Source organism: Microbacterium sp. cf332, from assembly GCF_900102175.1.
GTDB lineage: Bacteria > Actinomycetota > Actinomycetes > Actinomycetales > Microbacteriaceae > Microbacterium.
Genome location: NZ_FNKN01000002.1, coordinates 243,342 through 266,119, shown reverse-complemented (window position 1 = coordinate 266,119; position 22,778 = coordinate 243,342). Strand labels below are relative to the sequence as shown.

The following is a 22,778-nucleotide window of genomic DNA, read 5'->3' as shown; positions in this document are numbered from 1 at the left end:
CATCCGTAGACTCGCATCGTGACCGATCTGCCCGTGCGCATCCGACCCGAGATCGCGGCGCTGCCCGCCTACCGCCAGGGCCGTCAGGCCTCGACCGACGCGTTCAAGCTGTCGAGCAACGAGAACCCGTTCGACCCGCTTCCCGGCGTCGTCGAGGCCGTGCGCGCGGCGACGACCTTCAATCGGTACCCCGACGCCTCGGCCGGGCGCCTGCGGGCACGGCTGGCCGATCGCTACGCCGTCGCGCCCGACGGGGTGCACGTCGCCGCGGGATCGGTCTCGATCCTCTACCAGCTCGCCTCGGCCACGAGCGGACCGGGCGACGAGATCATGTTCGCGTGGCGCTCGTTCGAGGCGTACCCCGGCCTCGCGACCGTCGCCGGGGCGACCGCCGTCGCGGTTCCGCTCACCGCCGAGTCCGGTCACGACCTGGACGCGATGGCCGACGCCGTCACCGACCGCACGCGCATGATCATCGTCTGCAGCCCGAACAACCCCACGGGACCCGTCGTGACCCAGGCGGCCTTCGACGCCTTCGTCGCCCGGGTGCGTTCCGACGTGCTCATCGTGCTCGATGAGGCCTACGCCGAATTCGTGACCGATCCGGAGGCCGTCACCGGCGCGGCGGTCCTCGCCGCGGGTCACGGGAACGTGGTGGTCCTCCGCACCTTCTCGAAGGCCTATGGCCTCGCCGGGTTGCGCGTGGGCTACGCGATCGGCGACCACCGCATCCTCGACGCCGCCCGCAGCACCGGCATCCCCCTGTCGGTGACCGCACAGGCCGAGGAGGCCGCGCTCGCGAGCCTCGACGCGGAGGACGAGCTGCTCGAACGCGTGCGGCACATCGCGACGCGACGGGATGCGCTCGCCGATCGGCTGCGCGAGGCCGGCTGGGACGTGCCGGTGGCGCAGGGCAACTTCGTGTGGCTGCCCGCCGGCGAGCGCGCGCTCGAGGTCGCCGAGGCGTTCGACGCGGCGGGGCTGATCGTCCGCGCATTCGCGGGCGACGGCGTGCGCATCTCGATCGGCGAAGAGGAATCGGTCGAGCGGATCGTCGCCGCCGCCGCATCCGCCCTCGGCTGACGCGGCCAAAGGGCTCGCGCTCGCGCTCGGGTGCGCCGCGATGCAAGGGATGCCGGCCGACACCCCGCGCGGGATGCTGCTGCTGCGGGGTGTCGGCCGCGATCCCTTGCGTCCCCCTTTCGCGCGCTAGGAGGCGGGGTGGCCGTGGCGGGGGTCGGTGCGCCGGAGGGCGCTGAGGTAGCGCGTGCGCACGATCACCTGCACCACCCGGACCGCCGGGTAGGCCAGCCGCCAGAACGCCGACGGAGCCGGACGTGAGCGCGACCGCAGCGTGAACAGCACCTCGTCACCGCGATGCGTGATCAGGAAGGTCTCCTCGCCCTCGAGGGGATGGCCCGGGAGCGCGAGGTACACGTAGCCCACGCGGTCCGGCTCGTCGACGTATGCGACGACCTCGACCGGCTCGCGGAGCACGAACGGACCGACGCGGGCCTCGAGCCAGTGCCGTCCGCCGACGGTGGGCGGCGTCTCGGGCACGACCCGGAACCCGCTGCGCGTCTTGACCCGCCAGGCGAGGAGGTCGGTTCGCGCCCATTGCCATACGGCATCCCCCGAGCCCACCCGCACGGTCTGCTCGAATCGGCGGAACCCGCCCGGCGCGGCGTTCCACTCATCGCGATGGGGCAGGCTCATGCGACCAGCATCCCACCCCGGGTTCCCGCGCCCCACGACCGCGACGGCGTGCGCGGATGCAAGGGAACCTCGGCGACACCCCGGGGCGGATGCGGCGGCCCCGGGGTGTCGGCTCGGATCCCTTGCATCGCGGCGCAGCCCCCGACGCCTCGTGCCGCCCTCCTTGTGGCGCGGACACCGCGAATCGCGGCATCCGTTGTGGACCGCATGCAGATGGGGCCATATCGGGGGCGTTAGCGTGGGAGGGTGACCGACGAAGCCGAACTCGATCCCGCTCTCGTCCGCGTCCTCGCGGCCGACGGCTCACTCGACCCGTCGCCCGAAGCCGAACGGTACCTCCCGGTGATCGACGCGCTCGCCGACTCCGAGCTCGAGACGTTCTACCGCGACATGGTCACGGTGCGGGCCTTCGACCGGCAGGCGACGAACCTGCAGCGGCAGGGGCAGCTCGCGCTCTGGCCGCCGTCCTTCGGGCAGGAGGCCGCCCAGGTCGGCTCCGCGCGCGCGGCCCGCCCGCAGGACCACCTGTTCCCCTCGTACCGCGAGCACGTCGTCTGCACGATCCGCGGCGTCGACCCGATCGACATCATCCGTCTCATGCGCGGCCTCACCCACGGCGGGTGGGATCCGACCGATCCCCGCAACGGCAACACCCATATCTACACGCTCGTGCTCGGCTCGCAGACGCTGCACGCCTCGGGCATGGGCATGGGTATGGTCTTCGACGGCCGCACCGGCACGGGCGACCCCGAGCGCGACGAGGCGGTCATCGTCTACTACGGCGACGGCGCGTCGAGCCAGGGCGACGTGCACGAGGCGATGGTCTTCGCCACGAGCTACAACACCCCGCAGGTCTTCTTCCTGCAGAACAACCACTGGGCGATCTCGGTTCCCGTGTCGACCCAGTCGCGCGTTCCCCTCGTGCGCCGCGGCGCCGGGTACGGGATGCCGTCGATCCGCGTCGACGGCAACGACGTGCTCGCGAGCTACGCCGTCACCAAGCTCGCGCTCGACGAAGCCCGCTCCGGCGAGGGACCGCGCGCGATCGAGGCGCTGACCTACCGGATGGGCGCGCACACGACGAGCGACGACCCGACGAAGTACCGCACGAGCGACGAGGAAGCCTTCTGGGCGCAGCGCGACCCGATCGCCCGCATGCGCGCGTATCTCGAGGGTCGCGGTGCCGCCGCATCCTTCTTCGACGACGTGGATGCCGCGGCCGCGGCCTACGCCGACGACGTGCGGGTCCGTACGAACCAGCTCACGGCGCCCGAGCCCGACAGCATGTTCGCGCACGTCTACAGCGAGCAGCATCCGCTCGTGGATCGGCAGCGGAAGTGGCTCGCCGACTACGAGGCATCCTTCGAGGAGGGACGCGCATGAGCGTCGAGACGCTGCCGTTCAGCAAGGCGCTCAACGCGGGCATGCGCGCCGCGATGCAGAGCGACGACCACGTGCTCATGATGGGCGAGGACATCGGCCGTCTCGGCGGGGTGTTCCGCGTCACCGAGGGTCTGCAGGCCGAGTTCGGCGACCGCCGCGTGCTCGACACGCCCCTCGCCGAGTCGGGAATCGTCGGAACCGCGATCGGGCTCGCGATGGCGGGCTTCCGTCCGGTGTGCGAGATCCAGTTCGACGGGTTCGTCTTCCCCGCCTTCGACCAGATCACGACGCAGCTCGCGAAGCTCACCAACCGGCACGAGGGGCGGATGTCGTTCCCTGTCGTCATCCGCATCCCGTACGGCGGGCACATCGGCGCCGTGGAGCACCACCAGGAGAGCCCGGAGGCGTACTTCACGCACACCGCGGGCCTGCGGGTGGTGTCGCCGTCGACGCCGAACGACGCTTACTGGATGATCCAGGACGCCATCGCCTCGAACGACCCCATCGTGTTCCTCGAGCCGAAGTCGCGGTACTGGACGAAGGGCGAGGTCGATCTCGCCGCGCGGGCTCTGCCGCTGCACGCCTCGCGCGTGGTCCGCCGCGGCACCGACGTGACGCTCGTCGGTCACGGAGCCATGGTCACGGTGCTGCTGCAGGCCGCCGCGCTCGCCGAGAGCGAGGGTGTCTCGTGCGAGGTGGTCGACCTGCGGTCGCTCTCGCCGGTGGACTACGGGCCGATCCTCGACTCGGTGCGTCGCACCGGACGCATGGTCTACGGCCAGGAGGCGCCCGGCTTCACGTCGCTCGGGTCCGAGATCGCGGCGACCGTGACCGAGCAGGCGTTCTTCTCGCTCGAGGCTCCCGTGCTGCGGGTGTCGGGCTTCGATGTGCCCTTCCCGGCGGCGAAGCTCGAGGGCTCGTACCTGCCCGACGCCGACCGCATCCTCGAGGCCGTCGACCGCGCCCTCGCCTACTGACCACCCGCCCCCCGCTACCCGCGAGACGTCACCTCCGCACCGAGACCCTGGGTTCGCCCCACGGTCTCGGCGCAGAAGTGGGGTCTCACGACTACCGTGAGTTGACATGAGCACCCAGACCTTCCACCTGCCGGACGTCGGCGAAGGACTCACCGAGGCCGAGATCGTGCAGTGGCGCGTCGCCGCCGGCGACGAGGTGTCGGTCAACGACGTGCTCGTCGAGATCGAGACCGCGAAGTCGCTCGTCGAGCTGCCGTCGCCGTTCTCGGGCACCGTCGGCGAACTGCTCGTCGACGAGGGCGCGACCGTCGAGGTCGGGGCCGCGATCATCACGATCGCCGGAGCGGCAGGCGGGGCGGATGCCGCCTCCGGCAACTCCGAGCACGGGGAGACACCCGCCGAGAAGCCGGCCGCCGCCGGTGACGCGTCCGACGAGAACGGCTCCGTCCTCGTCGGCTACGGCGGAGCGGGACAGGTGCAGTCGCGTCGTCGCAAGCCGGCCGAGCCACCGGTGCGCGCGGCCGTGGGTGTCGTCGCGAAGCCGCCGATCCGCAAGCTCGCCCGCGACCTCGGTGTCGATCTCGCGTCGGTCACCCCGTCGGGCGCCGCGGGCGAGGTGACGCGCCAGGATGTCGTGAATCACGCGTCTCAGGCATCCGTCTTCCGCAATCTGCAGACGCCGGCGCGTCCCGAGGTGCGCGAGCAGACGATCCCGGTGCCGCCGGCGGTCGTCTCGGCCGGACCCGCCGACGACCGCGAGGAGACGATCCCGGTCAAGGGCGTGCGCAAGGTGACGGCCAAGCACATGGTCGACTCTGCGTACACGGCCCCGCACGTCTCGGTCTGGACCGACGTCGACGCTACGCGCACGATGGAGCTCGTCAAGCGGATGAAGGCATCGCCCGACTTCGCCGACATCAAGGTGTCGCCGCTGCTGATCGTCGCCCGCGCGGTCGTCTGGGCCGTCCGTCGCACCCCCATGGTCAACGCGGCCTGGGTGGAGACCGAGGCGGGCGCCGAGATCCGGGTGCGCCACTACGTCAACCTCGGCATCGCGGCGGCCACCCCGCGCGGCCTGCTCGTGCCGAACATCAAGGACGCGCAGGACCTCAACATGCGCGGCCTCGCCCGCGCGCTCGAGAAGCTCACGCTGACGGCGCGCGAGGGCAAGACCTCGCCCGCCGACCAGCAGGGCGGCACCATCACGATCACGAACATCGGCGTGTTCGGGATGGATGCCGGCACCCCGATCATCAACCCCGGAGAGTCGGGCATCGTCGCGATGGGCACGATCCGGCAGAAGCCGTGGGTCGTCGACGGCGAGGTGCGCCCCCGTTACGTCACGACGGTCTCGGGCTCGTTCGACCACCGCGTCGTCGATGGCGACGGCATGAGCCGGTTCATCGCCGACGTGGCATCCGTGCTCGAGGAGCCCGCCCTGCTGCTGGACTGAGCGCACCGGTCGCGAGAACGCACCGTCGCCGCGAGGCCGTACCGTGGGCGGCACGTTCTCGCGGCGACGGTATGCCCTCGGCGGCGAGCGGGGGAGTACCCTCGGCGCATGAGTGCGCCGCGCGTCCCCGCTCCGGACATCGACCCCGCGAACAAGCCGAAGGGCCCGGCGTCGTACTTCCCCAGCATCGAGAAGACCTACGGGCTGCCGATGCAGCACTGGCTCGACATCGCCGCCGACCAGCTCGCGGCAGGATCGACCCACATGCAGGTCGTCGAGTCGCTCAAGACGGTTCACGGGCTCGGTCACGGCCACGCCAACGCGGTCGTCGCGTACGTCAAGGCGAAGCTCGCCGCCTGACTCCTCGAGGCTCGCGAGCGCGAGCGCGACCGCCGAGCCTCAGCCGGCGACGAGGTGCTCGATGAGGATCTGCGTGCCGATGCCGATCAGCACGATGCCGCCGATGATCTCGGCGGGCTTGCGCCAGCGCGTGCCGATGCGATGTCCGATGAGCACGGCGACGAACGACAGCACGAACGTCACCAGGCCGATCGAGACGACCGCGATCCACAGCGGCACGTCGAGGAAGGCGAACGAGAGGCCGACCGCGAGGGCGTCGATGCTCGTCGCCAGGGCGAGCAGCAGGATCTCGCGCGCGGACAGGCTGGATGCCGCATCCGCATCCGCATCGTCGGGCCGGAAGGCCTCCCAGAGCATCTTCGCGCCGATCGCGGCGAGCAGCGCGAAGGCGATCCAGTGGTCGAAGGGCGCGATCGCCTCGGCGAACGTGCTGCCCAGCAGCCAGCCGATCAGCGGCATCACCGCCTGGGCGACGCCGAAGGCGCCGGCGATGAGCAGGGCGCCGCGCACGACGTGGGTGCGCAGCTGCAGGCCCTTTCCGAGGGCCACGGCGAACGCGTCGGCGGACACGCCGACAGCCAGGATGAAGAGCGCCCAGGGCGACATGGCTCCTCCTCGAAGCGGGATGACGGGATGGCGGCGATCGTCGCGGGCGCCGTCGAACGGAGATCGGCCGCTCTCGAGCTTGCCAGTCACGGGCCCTCGAAAATGACGAAAAGCCCTGATTGACAGCATTTCGGGCGAGCGAATCCTTCGGTCCGCCGAAATCGCGTCCCCTTCTCAGATCACCCGGTCGTTGCCCCCGTCGACGCTCAGGTGCGCTCCGGTCGTCGCCGGCAGCTGCTCGCAGAAGACCGCCACGGCTTCCGCCACCATGGCGCTCGACACCTCGATGCGCAGCAGGTTCCGGGTGCGGTACGCCTCGACGCTCAGCCCGTAGCTGGCCGCGCGCTCCGCGAGCAGCTCGGGCGTCCAGATGGCCGTGTCGAAGACGGCATCGGGTTCGACCTGGTTCACGCGAATGCCGTCGGCGGCCCACTCGAGGGCGGCGACCCGTGCGAGCTGTGCCGCCGCCGTCTTGCTCGCCGAATAGGCGGCGACGCCCGGTCCCGGGGCCGCGACGTTCTTCGTCGACACGAGCACGACCCGGCCACCCCGCGGCGACCGCGCGAGAAGGCCGTGCGCCGCCCGCATCAGCCGCAGCGGGGCTGTCGCGTTGACGCGCAGGGCGCGCTCCCACGTCGCCTCATCGAGCTCGGCGATGTCCTGACTGCGCGGGAAGATCCCTGCGGCGACGACGAGCATGTCGACGCCGCCGTACGCGCGGACAGCCTCGTCGAGGGTGCGCTCGATGACCGCCGGGTCGGCGACGTCTCCGACGACGCCGCGCCAGGCGTCGCCGGAGAAGGTCAGCTGCACGCCCGGATCGAGGTCGACCCCGACCACGGCGGCGCCATCGGTGAGCAGACGCTCCGCCGCGGCCCGCCCGATGCCGGAGGCGGCGCCCGTCACGATGGCGACCTCGCCCGCGAGCGGCGCGCGTCGACGGCCCGCGAGCTTGGCCTGCTCGAGCGACCAGTACTCGATGTCGAAGCTCTGCGCTTCGTCGAGCGACCGGTAGCCGCCCAGCGCGTCCGCCGCCTCGATGACCGCGATGGTGTGCTCGGCGATGTCCGCCGCGACCCCGACATCCCGCACGGTGTCACCGGCGGTCAGCATCCCGAGCTCCCCGTCGAACACGACGCGAGGAGCGGGGTCGAGGGGAGTCACCGGTCCCGTCTGACGGTGCCGGTGGCGCTCGACGTATGCCCGGTAGGCACTCGCGTAGGCCGCGACATCGCGCCCGATGAGCGGATGCCGCTTGGTGTAGATGACGTGCTCGGGGGTCGCGGTTCCGCGGGTCGTGGCCGCGTCGAGATCGGTGCGGCCAGCGAACGCGGCGGCACGGCGCGACCGGCTCTGCCGGAGCAGCATCGGCCGTCCGGCGGCGCGCGCGATGTCGGCGCGCAGGCCCGCGATGGTCTCGAGCGTGCCGCGCGGGGGGAGGTCGTGATCACCGGCATCCGTTTCACCGGCATTCGTCTCGGGCGCGACGATCCTCGAGACCTCGGCAGCACGGGCGACGATCTCGCGATGCCGGGCGAGTACCGCGTCGGGGTCGTCGCCGAAGGTGAACAGGCCGTGATTGCGGAGGACGAGCGCATCCACGCCGCTGAGGTCGGTGTCGGCCACGAGGCGCGCCAGCGGGAAGCCGGGCATCACGTACGGCAGCACGGCGACCCGCGGGCCCAGTGCCGCGGCGATCTCGTCGTCGGGCACGTCGCGATCGGTCACGGCGACGATCGCGTCGGCATGCGAGTGGAGCGCGACCCGGCCGGGGAGATGCGCGTGCAGCAGCGCCTCGATCGAGGCCGTCGGCGCCGTTGCGTCGAGCGAGGCCTGGCGCAGCTCGTTCACCATCGTCGGGTCGTCGAGGTGCGGCAGGCGCAGCAGGCGCTCGAGGCGGTCGCGACGCAGTGGCGCGAATCCTGCCGGCTCGATCGTGGCGAGATCCCACCCGCTTCCCTTGACCAGGACGAGGTCGACGGGCTCGCCCGTGACGTCCTCGCCTCGCGCGGTGATCGACGTGTTCCCGCCCCCATGGAGGACGAACGAGGGATCGTCGCCGAGGGCCCGACTGACGCGCACGATCTCGTCGAGGGCGTCGGACACGTCTCGCGAGGGCGTCATGCGTAGGCCTCCCAGACGCTCGTCATCGACGACACGACGCGGTCGAAGCGGGCCGCCTGCTGCTGATACGCGGTGCGGCAGATGCCCGGTTGCACGACGAGCGCGGGGTCGGGCTCGACGCCCCACGGGGTCATGTCGACGCCGACGCCCCGTGCCGCGAGCGAGGCGACGCCGCGCGCGCCGAGCTCGGTGCCGAGCTGCCGGCGCATCGCGTGACCGATGACATCGGCGAACATCTGCGCCCACTGGGGGTTCTTCGCCCCGCCGCCGGCGAGGGTCCACGGAGCGTCGGTGACGACGGCGCCCGTCGCGACGACCTTCTCGATCTGCACGCGGTGGTACTGCGTGATGCCTTCGGCGACGGCGCGGGCGACGTGCGGATAGCCGTGGCTGCCCTTGATCCCCACGAAGGTGCCGGAGGCGCCGAGGTGCTCGGGCGCGCCGTGGATGAAGGGCAGGAAGAGCAGTCCGTCCGCCAGCGGCGGTGCGCCGTGCGCGGCCTCGAGCAGGTCGCGCGGGGTGAGCGGGAGCGTGGCGCGCGCGCCGAGCAGCCCGGACGCCCATTCGATGCTCGCCGCGGACGTGGGGGCGACCTCCATAGCCAGCATGAGGCTGGGGTCGGGGAGCAGCGCGTTGATGGTGACGCGTGGGGGAACGGCGTCCGTCGGCACCACGACCGCGTTGATCGCCCACGTGCCCACGATCACCGTCACGTCGCCGAGGTCGGTCGCCCCGGCGCCGAGCGGGCTCGCGACGCAGTCCATGCAGCCGGCGACGACCGGCGTGCCCTCGGCGATCCCGGAGCGTGCGGCCGCGTCGGCGCTGATCGTCCCGACGACCTCGTCACTCGTGTGCAGGGGCGGCAGGAGGCGCTGGAGGTCACGAGGCAGACCGAGCATGTCGAAGACTTCGGGTTCGTACTCCCGCTCGCGGAGGTTGACCAGGCCGCACCCCGACGAGTCCGACGTGTCGGCGGTCGCGATGCCCGTGAGGCACGCGGTGATCCAGTCCTTGCAGGTGAGCGCCCACCGCGCCCGGTCGAGCGACTCCGGCTCGTTGTCGAACAGCCATCGCAGCAGCACGCCCGGCTGCGCCGCCCACGGCAGCGATCCGGTGAGCAGCCGCATCCGCTCGACGGCCGCCGGATCGAGGGCGGCGACGACGTGCTCGGCCCGGCTGTCGGTCGAGGCGATGGCGGGCCGAACCGGACGCAGGTGCTCGTCGACGAGGTACAGGCCGTTGCCGTGACCGGTCGCGCCGACAGCGGAGACGGTCCACCCGTCGGAGGCGAGCCACGACGTCAGGTCGCGCAGGACGTCGGCCACGACGTCCCAGAGCGTGTCCATCGCGATCTCCTGCCGTTCGCGGGAGACGGCGACGCGGGGATTCGGTGCCGAGACGGTGCGGATCTCCCGTCCGGTGTCGTCGAACGCCGCAGCTTTGGCAGACGTGAGTCCCACGTCGATGCCGATGACGCAGATCTTCATCGATCCTCGTTTCCTCGCTCAGGCGGCCGTCGGCTGAGCGGATGTCGGGCGCAGCGTTCGGGGCGCGAAGCGTCGGACGGCTTCACGGTACCGCGACAGCTCGGCCTCCGCGTGCTCGGCGCTCCAGGCGCCCTGTGCGACGAGCACCTCGGCCGCGCGCGCCGCGCAGCCGAGGCCCACATCGCTGTTCAGGGCGATCGCGGTGCGACGGATGAGGACGTCCTCGAGCGTGTGGGCGCCTTCCTCGCGGACGGCGTGAACGACCTCCGCGGCGATCGCACCGCTCTCGTCGTCGATGACCTCGGCGAGCGACGGGTCGGATGTCGCGAGCATCTCGATCGGACGGCTGAGGGTGCCGTACAGGTCGGCGAGTCGACGGGCGCTGCGCTCGGGGAGAGGGCTGCGGGCCACGCTGTCGGCGACGAAGCGTCGGTGATCGCCGGCGGGTGCTCCGGGGAACCGGGCCGTCCGGGTCGCGGAGCGACGGCGGCCGAGCCCGAGCGCCGCCTCGATGCGCCGCAGCGCCTGCTCGCCCAGAGCCCGATGGGTTGTGTACTTCCCGCCGATGACGGTCAGCAGTCCTGCGGCGTCGCCCGTGTGCACGACGATCTCGCTGTCGCGGCTGACCGACGCCGGATCGCTGAGGTCGGCGACATAGGGGAGCGGCCGGACGCCCGAGAACGACCAGAGCACGGCGTCGGGTCGGAGGCCGGCCGCGGGGATGAGTCCGTTGACGGCTCGGAGCAGGTACTCCACTTCGTCGTCGTCGACGACGACATCGTCGATCGACCCGTCGTAGGGCAGGTCGGTCGTGCCGATCATGTATTTGCCGTCCCACCACGGCAGCACGAACATGGGCCGGCCGTCGTCGGGCGACTCGAAGAAGATGCACGTGTCGGGCGCGCCAGGGAACGCGTCGACGACGAGGTGGCTTCCCTTCGTCGGCCCGATGCGGCGGGGGTGATCGCCCTGCAGGTCGAGCACCGCGTCGACCCAGGGGCCGGCGCAGTTGACGACGATGGGGGCGCGCAGTGTCCGCTCGCGACCGTCTTCACGGTCGAGGTACCGGACGCCGGCGATGCGTCCGTTCTCGCGGATCACGTCGGTGACGGGGGTGTGGGTGAGCACCGTCGCGCCGTGGTTGGCCGCGTCGATGGCGAGCTCGATGCCGAAGCGCTCGGTCACCGGGACGTGCGCGTCCTGGAAGAGCCCGCCCCACTTCACGCCGCCCGCGGCGACCGACGGCCACTCGCGGGACAGGCGGCCCGAGAAGACGATGCGGTTGCGGGGCAGCTTCTTGCCGAATGACAGGATGTCGTGCAGCAGCAGGCCGCACGAGAGCAGCCAACCCGGCCGCGAGGCGCCCCGCGAGAAGGGGATGAGCATGGGGTACGGGCGCACGAGATGCGGCGCCGTGCGCAGCAGGATGTTGCGCTCGCGGATCGACTCGAGCACGAGCGGGATCTCCACCCGCTCGAGGTACTTCAGGCCACCGTGGATGAGACGCGTCGAGATCGCCGACGTGCGGGCGGCGATGTCGTCACGGTCGATGACGACGACGTGGAGGCCGCGGCCGGCGGCCTCACGGGCGATGGCGAGGCCGTTGATCCCGGCGCCGATGACGACGACGTCGGCCGAGGTGGGCTCGGCATGGGTACGAAGCGAGGGCATGCTGCATCCTTCTGGTCTCGGGGCGCCCGCGGGCGCCCCGAGACGGTTCAGTGGGAGAGGGTCTGGAAGAGGTCGAAGGCGTCGTCGGCGCTGAGGTCGTCGTGCACGACCCCGCGGACGGCCGCGAGCATCGCGGCCGGGTGCTCCGACTGGAAGACGTTGCGTCCCATGTCGACGCCCGCCGCGCCTTCCGCCATGGCGCGCGACGCGACACGCAGCGCCTCGCGCTCCTCGACCTTCTTGCCGCCCGCGATGACGATCGGGACGGGGCACGCGCTCGTGATCGTCTCGAAGCCCTCCTCGACGTAGTAGGTCTTCACGAACGCGGCACCGAGCTCGGCGCTGATGCGGGTGGCGAGCCGGAAGTAGCGGGCGTCGCGCACCATGTCGCGGCCGACGGCGGTGACGGCGAGCACCGGGATGCCGGTCGCCTGGCCCGCGTCGACGAGCGTCGTCATGTTGCGCACCGACTTCGTCTCGTTGTCGCCGCCGATGAAGACCTGCACGGCGAGGGCCGCGGCATCCAGTCGCACGGCGTCGTCGATCGAGACGGCGACCTCTTCGTCGGAGAGCTCCTTCAGCACGCTGGGACCGCCGGAGGCGCGGAGCACGATGCCCTTCGACGAGTGGGGCGGGATGGTCGTGCGCAGCGCGCCCCGCGTGCACATCAGGGCATCCGCCTGGGGGACCAGCGGCAGGATCGAGCGGTCGAGCCGCTCGAGGCCCGATGTCGGCCCCTGGAAGTAGCCGTGATCGAACGCGAGCATCACGGTCTTGCCGTCGCGGGGGTCGAACACGCGCGACATCCGCGCACGCATCCCCCAGTCCTGGCCTGCTTGGCCCTTGATGGGGTAGCCGGTGCCGGCCGCTGCGGGGCCGGAGTAGTCGGTTCCCTCACGCAGGTCGTCGAGGTCAGCCATGGATGTTCTCCTTGTTCTTCGGGGTGGGGTCGGTGTCGGCGCGTCGGGCCGAGTCGGCGGGTGCGGGTCGCTGCAGGCTCGCCCGCAGCCGGTGGAGGGAGCTGCGGCCGGTTCCGGTGGCGGCCGAGGCGATCACGACCACGAGGACGACGAGCACGCCCTTGAGGACGTTCTGCGCGCCGACCGACCACCCCACGAGGTTGAGCAGTCCCGACAGCAGCACGAAGAAGAGGGCGCCGGTCCAGGCGCCGGCCGGTACGGGGCGACCGCCGGAGATCAAGGTGCCGCCGATCACGACGACGGCGATCGAGTCGAGCATGTACGAGCTGCCGAGCACCGTGCTGGGGGAGATGAAGGCGGCGAGCAGTCCGCCGACGAGTCCCGCCAGACCCGCCGACACGAGGTAGGCGGTGACGGTCACGCCCGCCACCGGCAGGCCCGCGCGCTCGGCTGCGCGAACGCTCTGGCCGACCGCGATGACGGCCACGCCGACACGGGTCCGCGTGAGGGCGAGCCAGACGATCACGGTCATCGCCGCGACGACGAGCGCGATGACGGGGATGCCGAACGCCTTGGCCGTGACGAAGGCCCGCAGTCCCGCGTCGGCGCCGCCGCGCGCGGCATCCGCCAGCAGCAGCGTCACGGACGTGACGATGAGGCTCGTCGCCAGCGTCGCGATGATCGGCGGAACCCGGAGGAGCAGGATCGCGGCGACGCTGACCGCACCGGCGGCGAGCCCGGAGCCGGCGCCGGCGGCGAGTCCGATCACTGGCCCCGCTGTGGCGCCCACGCCGACGGAGACGTACGAGGCCATCGAGATGACGGTGCCGACGGAGACGTCGATGTTGCCCGGGCCGAGGGTGATCACGAGCATCTGCCCGAGGGCGACGAGCACGAGGAACGGCGCAAGCGAGAGGGCCTGGGTCATCGGGTCGAGGGGAGAACCGGGCCGCACGGCGATGATGACCGCCCATACGGCGAGCACGCCGAGGAGCGACCACCCCCAGGCGGGCCAGGCGGGCCCGCGGCGGAGCGCCGGGAGCGGGATGGAGGCGGAGGTCATCGCGCGATCCTCTCGGTGATCATGCGGCCGGCGAGCACGGCGATGACGATGACGCCTTGTGCGGCCGATTGCAGGGCGGACGGGAGGTTGATGAGGCTCAGCAGCACGGTGATGAGACCGAGGGTGATGGCGCCGAGCGTCGTTCCGATCGGCAGGGCGCGGCCGCCCGAGAAGGTGCCGCCGCCGAGGATCACCGCGGCGATCGTCATGAGCGTGTACTCCCCGGCGGCGTTGATGTCGCCCGACCAGGTCTGCGAGGCGAGGAGGAGACCCGAGACGACGAGGAGAGCGGCCGCGGCGACGTACGCGGTCGCGCGGATAGCGACGAGCGAGGCGCCGGTCTTCTCGAGCGTCGCGGCCTGCGAGCCGAGCGCACGCATGCGTGCCCCCGCGAGCGAGCGTCGCGTGATCCACCAGCCCAGCGCCGTCGCCGCCGCGATGAAGATGAGTGGTGCCGGGAACCAGGTCGGTCGCCAGGTCGACAGTGCCGAGAGCCAGTCGGGGGTCTGTCCACCCGGCGTCGGCCGGATCTGCAGGCCGATCCCCAGCCACACGAACGACATGCCCAGCGTCAGGATGATCGAGGGCACACCGCGGCGCTGCACCACCCACGCGAGCAGCGCGTACACGGCGAGGATGCCGGCGATCATCGCGATCGCGAGCGCGGGGGTCTCCCGCAGGAGCGTCGCCGCGATGACCGTGATGAGGCCGACGAGGTACCCGACGCTCAGGTCGATGTCGCCGACGGCCATCATGATCATCTGCGCCTGCGCGGCGAGCACGAGCGGGACCGACGACATCAGCATGAGGGTGAGGCCGGGCACGCTGAGGATGCCGGGCTGCAGGGCCGCGGTCAGCGCGAAGATGGCGATGAGCGCGACGAGCGCGAGGAGAGCGGGCGATCCGTTGACGGCGGAGGCGCGCAGACGCTGCGACGCGGTGGGCGGGGAGAGCACGTCGGTGGTCATCGGTCCTCCTGGACTGTCTCGGCGTCGATTCCGAAGGAGTCGGCGATGATGCGCTCGTCGGTGATGTCATCACCCGAGAGCTCGCTGACGACGCGCCCGGCACGGAAGACGTAAACGCGGTCGCAGTGCGCCATCTCGCCGTTCTCGGTGGAGTACCAGACGATCGAGCGGCCACGTGCCGCCTCGACGCGCATGAGGGCGTACAGCTCGTTCTTCGTGGTGACGTCGACGCCGCGGAAAGGGTCGTCGAGCAGGATGAGGGGCGCATCGGTCGCGAACGCCCGCGCCACGATGACCTTCTGCTGGTTCCCGCCCGACAGCGACGTGATCGGGGCCCGGGCGCCGCCCTTCACGTTCAGGCGTTGCACCCACTCCTCGGCGAGGCGCCGCCGTCGCCCGGGGGGAACAACGCCCGCCGTCGCGAGATGACGCGTGGCGGAGACGGTGAGGTTGTCGGCGACGTTCCAGAGCGAGAAGATGCCGCTGGTCTGCCGGTCGCCGGGAACGTAGGCGCGTCCACGGGCGACGCGGACGCCGCGCGCATTCGACCAGAGCCGGCGCAGCAGCTCGTCCTGACCGTGTCCGGCGAGACCGGCGAGGCCCACGATCTCGCCCGGCGAGACCGAGAACGGCACGTCGCCGCCGTCGATGCGGGCGACGGTGCCCGGCGCGTCGATCTCGGGCGGGGCGCCTGCGGCGCTGACCCGGCGCACCGTGGCGGTGTCGGCGTGGACCTCGCCGCCCATGGCCGCCAGCAGCGCGTCCTCGTCGGTCTCCTTCGCCGAGACCACCTCGACCACGCGTCCGTCCTTCATGACGGCGATGCGGTCGGCGTGGGCCAGCACCTCCTGCATCCGGTGCGAGATGAGCACCATCCCGACGCCGTCGGCGGCGAGACCGCGCAGGGCCTCGTAGAGCTGGCGGGTCGCATCGATGCTGAGCGATTCGGTCGGCTCGTCGAGGATGAGCAGCGAGAGCGACGGCGTGCAGAGGGCGCGCACGATCTCGACCATCTGCCGCTGGGCCATCGTGAGGTCGCCGGCCCGACGCAGCGCCGAGACCCCGTGACCGGGGAAGACCTCGTCGAGTTTGCGAGACACGCGCCGCTCGGCGCGGCGGTTCCATCCTGCGCCGTGGGAGCCGGTGTCGGAGAGCGCGATGTTCTCCGACACCGTGAGGTCGGGGCACAGGGCGAGCTCCTGGTAGATCATCCGCACACCCGGCCGCGTGGTGCCCGTTCTCGACATCGCCGCGCCCGTCTGCCAGCGGACGCTGCCGGCGTCGGGCTGCTCGCGACCGGCGAGCACTCGCATGAGGGTGCTCTTGCCGGCGCCGTTGTGGCCGACCAGGCCGAGGATCTCGCCGGGGCCGACCGAGATGTCGATCCCGGCCAGAGCCGTCGTGTTTCCGTACCGTTTGGCGACGGCCTCGGCCGTGACGAGCGCCACGTCCGAGGGGGCGGTCGCGGGGGTGTGCGACAGGGTTGTCATCGGGTCTCCTGGTTCGAGCTGGTCGGCCACGGCGTCACCGGGTGTCAGGGCAGCGCGGGCACGGCGACGTCGTCGCCGGCGAGCAGAGCCGCGATGGCGGCGTCGGTGGTCTCCTCGTCCCACGCGTTCGCGGCGTACTCGTCGGTGCCGAGGGTGTCGACCCAGTAGTCGAGGTTCTCCTGCGTGACCTGCACGAGCGGCAGGACGACTTCGTCGGGCACCTCGTCGCCGCGCAGCTTCGCGATGGCGGCGTAGAGGGCGGCGACGATCTGTCCGGGATCGGTCAGCGCCGCGAACGACCCGTTGTCGATGCCGCTCTCCTTCCAGAACGACAGCGACTTGCCGTCGGTGTCGAAGACGACCACCGGGATGTCGCGCCCGGCCGACTGGAACGCCTGCACGACGCCCATGCCGCCGATGCATCCGGGAACGGCGGCGATCGGAGGCATCGAGCCGAGGATCGCGACGATCTCCTTCTGCGCCGTCGCAGCGTCGCAGAACCCGTTCACCTCGGCCGCGACCGTCACATCGGGGTAGTCGGCGAGGATCTCCTGCTGACGGGCGTAGAACGCCTCGTCGGGCTGCGAGCCGATGACACCGCGGTTCAGGATGATGTCGCCCGTGCCGTCGATCGCGTCGAGGGCGGGCTGAAGCGAGTCGGCGCCCCACTGCCCGTAGTCGTTGCGCACGACGACGCCGCAGCTGGTGTCCATGTCGGCGTCGACGATCACGACGGTGATGCCGGCCGCGCACGCCTCTTCGACGACGGGCACGAGAGCGGTCGACGAGGCCGGGATCACCATGAGGACGTCGGGATTCTGCAGCATGAGGCTGCGGATCTGGGACGCCTGCTCGGTCGCACTGTTCTCGCCCGGGGCGTTGACGACGCTGTAGTCCGAGACGATGCCGCTCTCCTTGAGCTTTGCGGCCTCGGTCTCGAATTTGTCGATGAGGGTCAGGCGCCAGCCGTTGACGAACCCGTTCGACAGGGCGACCTTCAGGCCCTGGGGTTCGCCGCCGGCGGTGGTGTCGGTCGGGCTGCCGGCGCAGCCGGCGAGCACGAGAGCGGAGATCGCTGTCGCGGCCGCTGCGGCGAGCATGCGGCGGGTGGTCGGGAACGTCATCGTTGTGCCTCCTGGTGTCGCATCGTTGCGAGGTGCCGATGTCACGAGGGCATGCGGGGAGCCAAACTCGTAACAACCAACCTGTCATGACAAGTTGATGATGACTAAGATAGGGAGCGGGCCGCCGGGTGTCAACACGGCGCCGATACGCTCGCCGTGACGGCCCGATCGAGGAGGCTCCCATGACCGCAGCGACGACGCTCGACCGCTCGTCCGATCTCCCGCTGTGGCAGCAGCTGTCGCTCGCTCTGCGCGGCGAGATCGAATCGGGGCGCCTCCGCCCCGACCAGGCGCTCCCCTCCGAGTCCGAGCTGATCGATCGATTCGCGGTCTCGCGAACGGTCGTCCGTGAGGCGCTGGCGGACATGGTGCGCGCCGGGCTCATCTACAAGGTGCGGGCACGCGGATCCTTCGTCTCGCCGAAGCGTCCTGACCTCCGGTTCGTCGGATCGATGGCGGGTTCGTCAGACGACCTCGCCGGCACCGGCCGCGTGGTCACGACACGCGTCATCGACTTCGCCGTGGGAACCGCGGATGCCGCCGACGCGGAGGCGCTGCGCATCGTCACGGGCGCACCCGTGGTGCGGCTGCGCCGCTTGCGGCGCGTCGATGACACGCCCTGGCTCCTGGTCGACACGGTGCTGCCGCATGACCGGTTCCCCACCCTCGCGCGGGCGAACCTCGAGAACCGTTCGCTCTACGAGCACCTGCGCCGCAACTTCGGCGTGCAGCCGAGCGGCGCGGACCGCTGGCTCAGTGCGGTCGTCCCCGAGCCGTCGGATGCCGAGCTCCTCGAGCTCGCGCCGGGGCAGCCCGTCCTCTCGATCGAATCGATCGCCTGGGATGCCGATGGGCAGCCTTTCGAGCGCTATCTCGCCCTCCATCGCAGCGACGAGTCCCGCTTCTACGTCGGGATCCGGTGAGCGGTCACACGGTTAAGAGAACGATTATCAGTAACGTATGATCGAGGGCATGACCCGTCGACTCCTCCCCGCGGCCGTACTCCTGGCAGCGGCATCCCTCACTCTCGCCGGCTGCGCCGGTAACGCATCGCCCGCCGCCGGCGGCGCGGGCGATGACGGCAAGCTCACCGTCGTCGCCTCGATGAACGTCTACGGCTCGCTCGCGGCCGAGGTCGGCGGCGACGCGGTCGAGGTGACCTCGATCATCACGTCGCTCGCACAGGACCCGCACTCGTACGAGGCATCCGCGCGCGATCAGCTGACCGTCTCGCAGGCCGACCTCATCATCGAGAACGGCGGCGGGTACGACTCGTTCCTCGACGGGCTGGTCGAGGCCAGCGGCACCGAGGCCCCGGTCCTGACCGCCGTCGAGTTCTCGCACGACTACCCGGGCGCCGAGGGCCACGACGAGCACCCCGGCGATGAGCACGCCGACGACGAGCACGCCGACGACGAGCACTCCCACGAGGGCCACGACCACATCGAGGGCTTCAACGAGCACGTCTGGTACGACCCGCACACGATCGCCCACCTCGTGGAAGAGATCGCGCACGAGCTCGGCGAGCTCGACGCGGCCCAGGCGGACACGTTCGAGGCGAACGCCGCAGCCCTCATCGAGCGCATCGACGGCCTCGAGACCTCGCTCGACGCGATCTCGGCCGACCACGCGGGCGAGAAGATCTTCGTGACCGAGCCGGTGCCTGTCTACCTCGCGGCCGCCGCCGGCCTCGAGGACGCGACGCCGTCGGCCTTCAGCGAGGCCGTCGAGGAGGGCCAGGACGTCCCGCCCGCGACGCTGCTCGAGGCGCAGCAGATCCTGCGCTCGGGCGACGTGCGCATCGTCATCGTCAACGCCCAGACCGGTGGCGCCGAGACGACCGAGGTCACGAACCTGGCCGCCGAGCTCGACATCCCCGTTCTCGAGTTCACCGAGCTGATGCCGGACGGCGTCGACTACGTCGAGTGGATGCAGCAGAACATCGACGAGATCGCCGGCGCGCTCGCCGGCTGACCTCCGCCGAACCCTCTCAGTCCGCCGTCGGGGCCTCGCCCTGGCGGCGGACGAGTGCGTTCAGGAGTGCCTGCTGCTCGTCGGCGGACGAACGAGCGGCCGAGACGTTCTCGGTCTCGACAGCCGCCACGATCTCGGCGCGCTGGATGCGGGTGGAGCGGGGCGCCTCGATGCCGAGGCGGATGCTGTCCCCCTTGACCTCGAGCACCGTGAGCTCGATGTCGTCGCCGATGAGCACCTTCTCACCGACCCGTCTCGTCAACACCAGCACTCGATCACCCTACTTTCCGTACGCCGCCGGCGCGCCCCCAGACGCACCCGGCGCGATGGCCGGTGCGCCCGTGACGCCGTCGCGCACGACGCCGACGGTGTCGATCGCGAGGCCGCCGGCCGTGGCCTCGGTGTACGAGAGCACCGGCAGGCCGTCGGTCTGCGACGAGATGAGACGGCGCACGGCCGAGCGCAGTGACGGCGCGCACACGAGCACGGGCTCCGGTCCGGCCCCCGCCGCCGCGAGCGCCGACCGGGTCGAGGCCACGATGGCTTCGAGGCGGTGCGGGTCGAGGGCGATGTGCGGCCCGTCCTCGCTCGGCCGCATCGCCTCGAGCATCGACTGCTCGAGGAGCGGGTCGATCATGACGATGCGCAGTCGCCCCTGCTCTGCGAAGCGCGTCGCGACCGCCGGCCCGAGCGCGAGGCGGGCGGCCTCGACGAGCGCGTCGGGGTCGGTGGTCGTCTTCGCGCGCAGCGCCAGCGCCTCGTAGATGCGGGCGAGGTCGTTGATGGGGATGCGCTCGGACAGCAGGCCCTGCAGGACGCGCTGCACCTCGGCGAGCGACAGCAGAGCCGGCGTCAGCTCCTCGACCGCGGCGGGGCTCGCCTGCCGCAGGGCCTCCGTCAGCTGGCGGACGTCCTCGCGGCTGAGCAACCGTGCGGCGTGGATCTGGATGACGCTGGAGAGGTGCGTGATGATGACGCTCGCGCGGTCGACCACGGTCGCTCCTGCCATCTCGGCGCTGTGGCGCATCTCGAGCGGCACCCACTTGCCGTCGATGCCGAAGACGGGATCGGGCGACGCCTGGCCCGGCAGGGTCTCGAGGCCCGAGCCGAGCGCGAGCAGCGACCCGCGCGGCGCGACGCCCCGCCCCGCCTCGATTCCCGCAACCCGGATGACGTAGGTCGACGGCGGCAGCTCGATGCTGTCGCGCGTGCGCACCGGGGGCACGATGAGACCGAGCTCGAGCGCCGTCTTGCGTCGGAGCGACCGCACGCGACCGAGCAGGTCGTCGGGACCCCCGGTGACGAGGTCGACGATGTCGGGCGCCAGGAGGATCTCGAGCGCGTGCACCCGCATCCGGTCGGCGAGCTCCTCCGGCGTGTCGACGGCTCCGCGCGGATCGACCGCCGGCGCGTCGTCGGCGGCCTCGGCCTGGTCGCGACGGCCCACCCGCTGCGCGATGAGCAGCAGGACCGCGCCGATGACGAGGAACGGCAGCATCGGCATCCCAGGGATGAACGACATGACGATCGCGGCGCCACCCGCGATCGAGAGCGCGTTGCGCGACTGCGTCAGCTGCGCCGCCGCGGCCGAGCCCATGTCGGACTCCGCGCCCGACCGCGTGACGATCATGCCGGTCGCGACCGCCATGAGCAGGGCGGGGATCTGAGTGACCAGGCCGTCGCCGATCGTCAGCAGCGCGTACGTGTTGAGGGCTTCGCCCGCCTCCATCCCGCGCGAGAGCATGCCGATGGCGACACCGCCGACCATGTTGATGACGATGATGACGAGGCCGGCGATCGCGTCGCCCTTGACGAACTTCGAGGCGCCGTCCATCGCGCCGTAGAAGTCGGCCTCCGCGGCGATCTCCGCGCGCCGGCGGCGGGCCTCGGCGTCGCTGATCAGGCCGGCGTTCAGGTCGGCGTCGATCGCCATCTGCTTGCCGGGCATCGCGTCGAGCGTGAACCGCGCACCCACCTCGGCGACGCGCTCGGCGCCCTTCGTCACCACGACGAACTGGATGACGATGAGGATCAGGAAGACGACGATGCCGATGACGAGCGAGCCGCCGACGGCGATCGCCGCGAAGGCGTCGATGACCTGCCCCGCGTGCGCCTCGCCGAGCACGAGCTTGGTCGAGGCCACGTTCAGGCCGAGCCGGAACAGGGTGGCCACCAGCAGCAGCGAGGGGAAGACGGCGAAGTCGAGCGGCTTCTTCACGAACATCGCCGTCAGCAGGATGAGCAGCGCGAACAGGATGTTGGTGATGATGAGGACGTCGAGGATCGGCGGCGGCACCGGGACGATCAGCAGCATGATGATGCCGACCACCCCCACCGGTACCAGGGACCTTCGCAGGATGTTCATCAGGGTGCCTTCCTCTGCGGGACGGTGTGGACGCCGCGTGCCGCGCCGCGGCGCTTGAGCCCGTCGACGAAGACGAGCACGCGGGCGACGGCGGTGTACAGGTCGCCGGGGATCTCATGGCCCAGCTCGCACGCACCGTGCAGCGCGCGGGCGAGCGGGATGTCGCGGACGAGCGGCACGCCCGCCTCGTGCGCCCGGTCGCGGATGCGCTCGGCGATGAGGCCCTGGCCCTTCGCGACGACCCGCGGCGCGGACTTGCCGGGCTCGTAGCGCAGCGCGACGGCGATGTGCGTCGGGTTGACGACCACGACGTCCGCGTCGCCGACGGCCGAGATCATGCGGTTGCGGCTCATCGCCATCTGCCGGGCGCGGCGCTGGCTGCGGATGAGGGGATCGCCCTCCGAGCTCTTGTGCTCGTCGCGCGCCTCCTTCTTCGTCACGCGCGTGTGCTTGCGGTTGCGGCGCATCACGACCAGCACGTCGATGATCGCGAGCAGCACGCCGACGGCGACCGCCGTGATCAGCAGCGACGTGACGACCGTCGACGCGATCTCGAGCAGGCGGGTGATGGGATGCGCGCCGCTCATCGTGAGCACCGGCATGAGCCCGGCGATGACGAACCAGAGGGCCAGGCCGATCGCGGCGGTCTTCAGCAGCGCCTTCGCGCCCTCCCAGAGCGCCTGCATGCCGAACAGGCGCTTGACCCCCGCGAGGACGTTGAACTGCTCGTAACGCGCGGGCACGCCGCGCAGGTGCACGCCGCCCTGAGCCACCGACCCGATGAGCGCGACCGCCGCGACCGCCGCGAGGGCCGTACCGAGGATCGCCGGGACGCTGCCGAGCGCCGACCCCAGCACCGCGACGGCGTGCTCGGGATCGGGATGGCGGATGACCGCGGCGACCTCGACGAACTGCGCGGCACCGGCATCCGCCCCCGCGCCGATCATGGCGGGCAGGACGGCGGCGACCGTGCCGATCGCGAGCCACGCCGACAGGTCCTGGCTGCGCGAGAGCTTGCCCTTGCGATACGCCTCGCGCAGCTGCCGTCGGCTGGCCTGCTCGGTGCGTTCTCCGCTGTCGCTGCTCACCGGATGCCC

20 protein-coding genes are annotated in these 22,778 nt (G+C 71.4%); 7 read left to right on the top strand and 13 right to left on the bottom strand.

Going from position 1 to position 22,778, the window contains the following annotated elements:
- Positions 1-18: 18 nt before the first annotated feature.
- Complete coding sequence (locus tag BLT21_RS08345) at positions 19-1,083, top strand: histidinol-phosphate transaminase (protein ID WP_091500977.1); 1,065 nt, start codon at positions 19-21, stop codon at positions 1,081-1,083.
- A gap of 126 nt (positions 1,084-1,209) precedes the next feature.
- Here BLT21_RS08345 and BLT21_RS08340 read toward each other — a convergent pair whose 3' ends face one another.
- Positions 1,210-1,716 (bottom strand): DUF1990 family protein, encoded by a 507-nt coding sequence (locus BLT21_RS08340; RefSeq protein WP_091500974.1) that lies wholly within the window; start codon positions 1,714-1,716, stop codon positions 1,210-1,212.
- A gap of 246 nt (positions 1,717-1,962) precedes the next feature.
- Between BLT21_RS08340 and BLT21_RS08335 the strand changes: the two genes are divergently transcribed.
- The 4 genes from BLT21_RS08335 (at position 1,963) to BLT21_RS08320 (ending at position 5,889) form a co-directional block, all read left to right on the top strand.
- Positions 1,963-3,099, top strand: coding sequence for a thiamine pyrophosphate-dependent dehydrogenase E1 component subunit alpha (locus BLT21_RS08335; protein WP_091500972.1), 1,137 nt, complete (start codon positions 1,963-1,965; stop codon positions 3,097-3,099).
- A complete protein-coding gene (locus BLT21_RS08330) occupies positions 3,096-4,076 on the top strand; it encodes an alpha-ketoacid dehydrogenase subunit beta (protein WP_091500970.1) in 981 nt (326 codons plus the stop codon). The genes BLT21_RS08335 and BLT21_RS08330 overlap by 4 nt, the downstream gene beginning before the upstream one ends.
- Before the next feature lie 106 nt (positions 4,077-4,182).
- Positions 4,183-5,529 carry a dihydrolipoamide acetyltransferase family protein gene (locus tag BLT21_RS08325; protein ID WP_091500969.1) on the top strand — a complete coding sequence of 449 codons (1,347 nt, stop codon included), beginning with the start codon at positions 4,183-4,185 and terminating at the stop codon, positions 5,527-5,529.
- Between the two features lie 108 nt (positions 5,530-5,637).
- Entirely contained in the window at positions 5,638-5,889 is a 252-nt protein-coding gene (locus BLT21_RS08320) for a DUF4287 domain-containing protein (protein WP_091500968.1), read from the top strand.
- 39 nt (positions 5,890-5,928) lie between these two features.
- Here BLT21_RS08320 and BLT21_RS08315 read toward each other — a convergent pair whose 3' ends face one another.
- The 9 genes from BLT21_RS08315 to BLT21_RS08275 all read right to left on the bottom strand — a co-directional run bounded on the left by BLT21_RS08315 (position 5,929) and on the right by BLT21_RS08275 (position 17,342).
- Positions 5,929-6,495 (bottom strand): manganese efflux pump MntP, encoded by a 567-nt coding sequence (locus tag BLT21_RS08315; RefSeq protein ID WP_091500967.1) that lies wholly within the window; start codon positions 6,493-6,495, stop codon positions 5,929-5,931.
- Between the two features lie 174 nt (positions 6,496-6,669).
- Entirely contained in the window at positions 6,670-8,619 is a 1,950-nt protein-coding gene (locus BLT21_RS08310) for an SDR family NAD(P)-dependent oxidoreductase (protein WP_091500966.1), read from the bottom strand.
- Positions 8,616-10,106: an FGGY-family carbohydrate kinase gene (locus BLT21_RS08305; RefSeq protein WP_091500965.1), complete on the bottom strand. Its 1,491-nt coding sequence runs from the start codon at positions 10,104-10,106 to the stop codon at positions 8,616-8,618. Before BLT21_RS08305 ends, BLT21_RS08310 begins: the two co-directional genes overlap by 4 nt.
- 18 nt (positions 10,107-10,124) lie before the next feature.
- The gene (locus BLT21_RS08300; protein ID WP_091500964.1) at positions 10,125-11,777 is read right to left on the bottom strand and encodes a glycerol-3-phosphate dehydrogenase/oxidase; all 1,653 of its coding nucleotides are present in this window, start codon (positions 11,775-11,777) and stop codon (positions 10,125-10,127) included.
- A gap of 47 nt (positions 11,778-11,824) precedes the next feature.
- Positions 11,825-12,697, bottom strand: a complete 873-nt coding sequence (lsrF, locus tag BLT21_RS08295) for a 3-hydroxy-5-phosphonooxypentane-2,4-dione thiolase (RefSeq protein ID WP_091500963.1) — start codon at positions 12,695-12,697, stop codon at positions 11,825-11,827.
- Positions 12,690-13,760 carry an ABC transporter permease gene (locus tag BLT21_RS08290; protein ID WP_091500962.1) on the bottom strand — a complete coding sequence of 357 codons (1,071 nt, stop codon included), beginning with the start codon at positions 13,758-13,760 and terminating at the stop codon, positions 12,690-12,692. The genes lsrF and BLT21_RS08290 overlap by 8 nt, the downstream gene beginning before the upstream one ends.
- A complete protein-coding gene (locus BLT21_RS08285) occupies positions 13,757-14,728 on the bottom strand; it encodes an ABC transporter permease (protein ID WP_091500961.1) in 972 nt (323 codons plus the stop codon). Before BLT21_RS08285 ends, BLT21_RS08290 begins: the two co-directional genes overlap by 4 nt.
- Positions 14,725-16,218: a sugar ABC transporter ATP-binding protein gene (locus BLT21_RS08280; RefSeq protein ID WP_091500960.1), complete on the bottom strand. Its 1,494-nt coding sequence runs from the start codon at positions 16,216-16,218 to the stop codon at positions 14,725-14,727. Before BLT21_RS08280 ends, BLT21_RS08285 begins: the two co-directional genes overlap by 4 nt.
- A 44-nt stretch (positions 16,219-16,262) precedes the next feature.
- Positions 16,263-17,342 carry a substrate-binding domain-containing protein gene (locus tag BLT21_RS08275; RefSeq protein ID WP_091500959.1) on the bottom strand — a complete coding sequence of 360 codons (1,080 nt, stop codon included), beginning with the start codon at positions 17,340-17,342 and terminating at the stop codon, positions 16,263-16,265.
- A gap of 182 nt (positions 17,343-17,524) precedes the next feature.
- Between BLT21_RS08275 and BLT21_RS08270 the strand changes: the two genes are divergently transcribed.
- Together BLT21_RS08270 and BLT21_RS08265 are read left to right on the top strand one after the other, a co-directional pair.
- A complete protein-coding gene (locus BLT21_RS08270; protein WP_091500958.1) occupies positions 17,525-18,265 on the top strand; it encodes a GntR family transcriptional regulator in 741 nt (246 codons plus the stop codon).
- A 49-nt stretch (positions 18,266-18,314) separates the two neighbouring features.
- Positions 18,315-19,316, top strand: coding sequence for a metal ABC transporter solute-binding protein, Zn/Mn family (locus BLT21_RS08265; protein ID WP_091502168.1), 1,002 nt, complete (start codon positions 18,315-18,317; stop codon positions 19,314-19,316).
- Between the two features lie 16 nt (positions 19,317-19,332).
- Here the strand turns inward: BLT21_RS08265 and csrA are convergent, their stop codons facing one another.
- From csrA to BLT21_RS08250, 3 genes are read right to left on the bottom strand one after another with little or no spacing between them, the layout of a single operon-like run.
- The gene (gene csrA, locus BLT21_RS08260; protein ID WP_371113432.1) at positions 19,333-19,581 is read right to left on the bottom strand and encodes a carbon storage regulator CsrA; all 249 of its coding nucleotides are present in this window, start codon (positions 19,579-19,581) and stop codon (positions 19,333-19,335) included.
- A gap of 15 nt (positions 19,582-19,596) precedes the next feature.
- Positions 19,597-21,681 carry a flagellar biosynthesis protein FlhA gene (locus BLT21_RS08255; protein WP_091500956.1) on the bottom strand — a complete coding sequence of 695 codons (2,085 nt, stop codon included), beginning with the start codon at positions 21,679-21,681 and terminating at the stop codon, positions 19,597-19,599.
- Positions 21,681-22,769, bottom strand: coding sequence for an EscU/YscU/HrcU family type III secretion system export apparatus switch protein (locus BLT21_RS08250; protein WP_091500955.1), 1,089 nt, complete (start codon positions 22,767-22,769; stop codon positions 21,681-21,683). Before BLT21_RS08250 ends, BLT21_RS08255 begins: the two co-directional genes overlap by 1 nt.
- Positions 22,770-22,778 lie beyond the last annotated feature (9 nt).

What these genes read in the sequence shown, in the direction of transcription:
- BLT21_RS08300 (WP_091500964.1), bottom strand. Translation starts at nt 11,777, where the DNA reads ATGCCCTCGCTTCGTACCCATGCCGAGCCCACCTCGGCCGACGTCGTC.
- BLT21_RS08255 (WP_091500956.1), bottom strand. Translation starts at nt 21,681, where the DNA reads ATGAACATCCTGCGAAGGTCCCTGGTACCGGTGGGGGTGGTCGGCATC.
- BLT21_RS08305 (WP_091500965.1), bottom strand. Translation starts at nt 10,106, where the DNA reads ATGAAGATCTGCGTCATCGGCATCGACGTGGGACTCACGTCTGCCAAA.
- BLT21_RS08270 (WP_091500958.1), top strand. Translation starts at nt 17,525, where the DNA reads ATGACCGCAGCGACGACGCTCGACCGCTCGTCCGATCTCCCGCTGTGG.
- BLT21_RS08280 (WP_091500960.1), bottom strand. Translation starts at nt 16,218, where the DNA reads ATGACAACCCTGTCGCACACCCCCGCGACCGCCCCCTCGGACGTGGCG.
- BLT21_RS08315 (WP_091500967.1), bottom strand. Translation starts at nt 6,495, where the DNA reads ATGTCGCCCTGGGCGCTCTTCATCCTGGCTGTCGGCGTGTCCGCCGAC.
- BLT21_RS08290 (WP_091500962.1), bottom strand. Translation starts at nt 13,760, where the DNA reads ATGACCTCCGCCTCCATCCCGCTCCCGGCGCTCCGCCGCGGGCCCGCC.
- lsrF (WP_091500963.1), bottom strand. Translation starts at nt 12,697, where the DNA reads ATGGCTGACCTCGACGACCTGCGTGAGGGAACCGACTACTCCGGCCCC.
- BLT21_RS08265 (WP_091502168.1), top strand. Translation starts at nt 18,315, where the DNA reads ATGACCCGTCGACTCCTCCCCGCGGCCGTACTCCTGGCAGCGGCATCC.
- BLT21_RS08340 (WP_091500974.1), bottom strand. Translation starts at nt 1,716, where the DNA reads ATGAGCCTGCCCCATCGCGATGAGTGGAACGCCGCGCCGGGCGGGTTC.
- BLT21_RS08330 (WP_091500970.1), top strand. Translation starts at nt 3,096, where the DNA reads ATGAGCGTCGAGACGCTGCCGTTCAGCAAGGCGCTCAACGCGGGCATG.
- BLT21_RS08285 (WP_091500961.1), bottom strand. Translation starts at nt 14,728, where the DNA reads ATGACCACCGACGTGCTCTCCCCGCCCACCGCGTCGCAGCGTCTGCGC.
- BLT21_RS08320 (WP_091500968.1), top strand. Translation starts at nt 5,638, where the DNA reads ATGAGTGCGCCGCGCGTCCCCGCTCCGGACATCGACCCCGCGAACAAG.
- BLT21_RS08275 (WP_091500959.1), bottom strand. Translation starts at nt 17,342, where the DNA reads ATGACGTTCCCGACCACCCGCCGCATGCTCGCCGCAGCGGCCGCGACA.
- BLT21_RS08310 (WP_091500966.1), bottom strand. Translation starts at nt 8,619, where the DNA reads ATGACGCCCTCGCGAGACGTGTCCGACGCCCTCGACGAGATCGTGCGC.
- BLT21_RS08325 (WP_091500969.1), top strand. Translation starts at nt 4,183, where the DNA reads ATGAGCACCCAGACCTTCCACCTGCCGGACGTCGGCGAAGGACTCACC.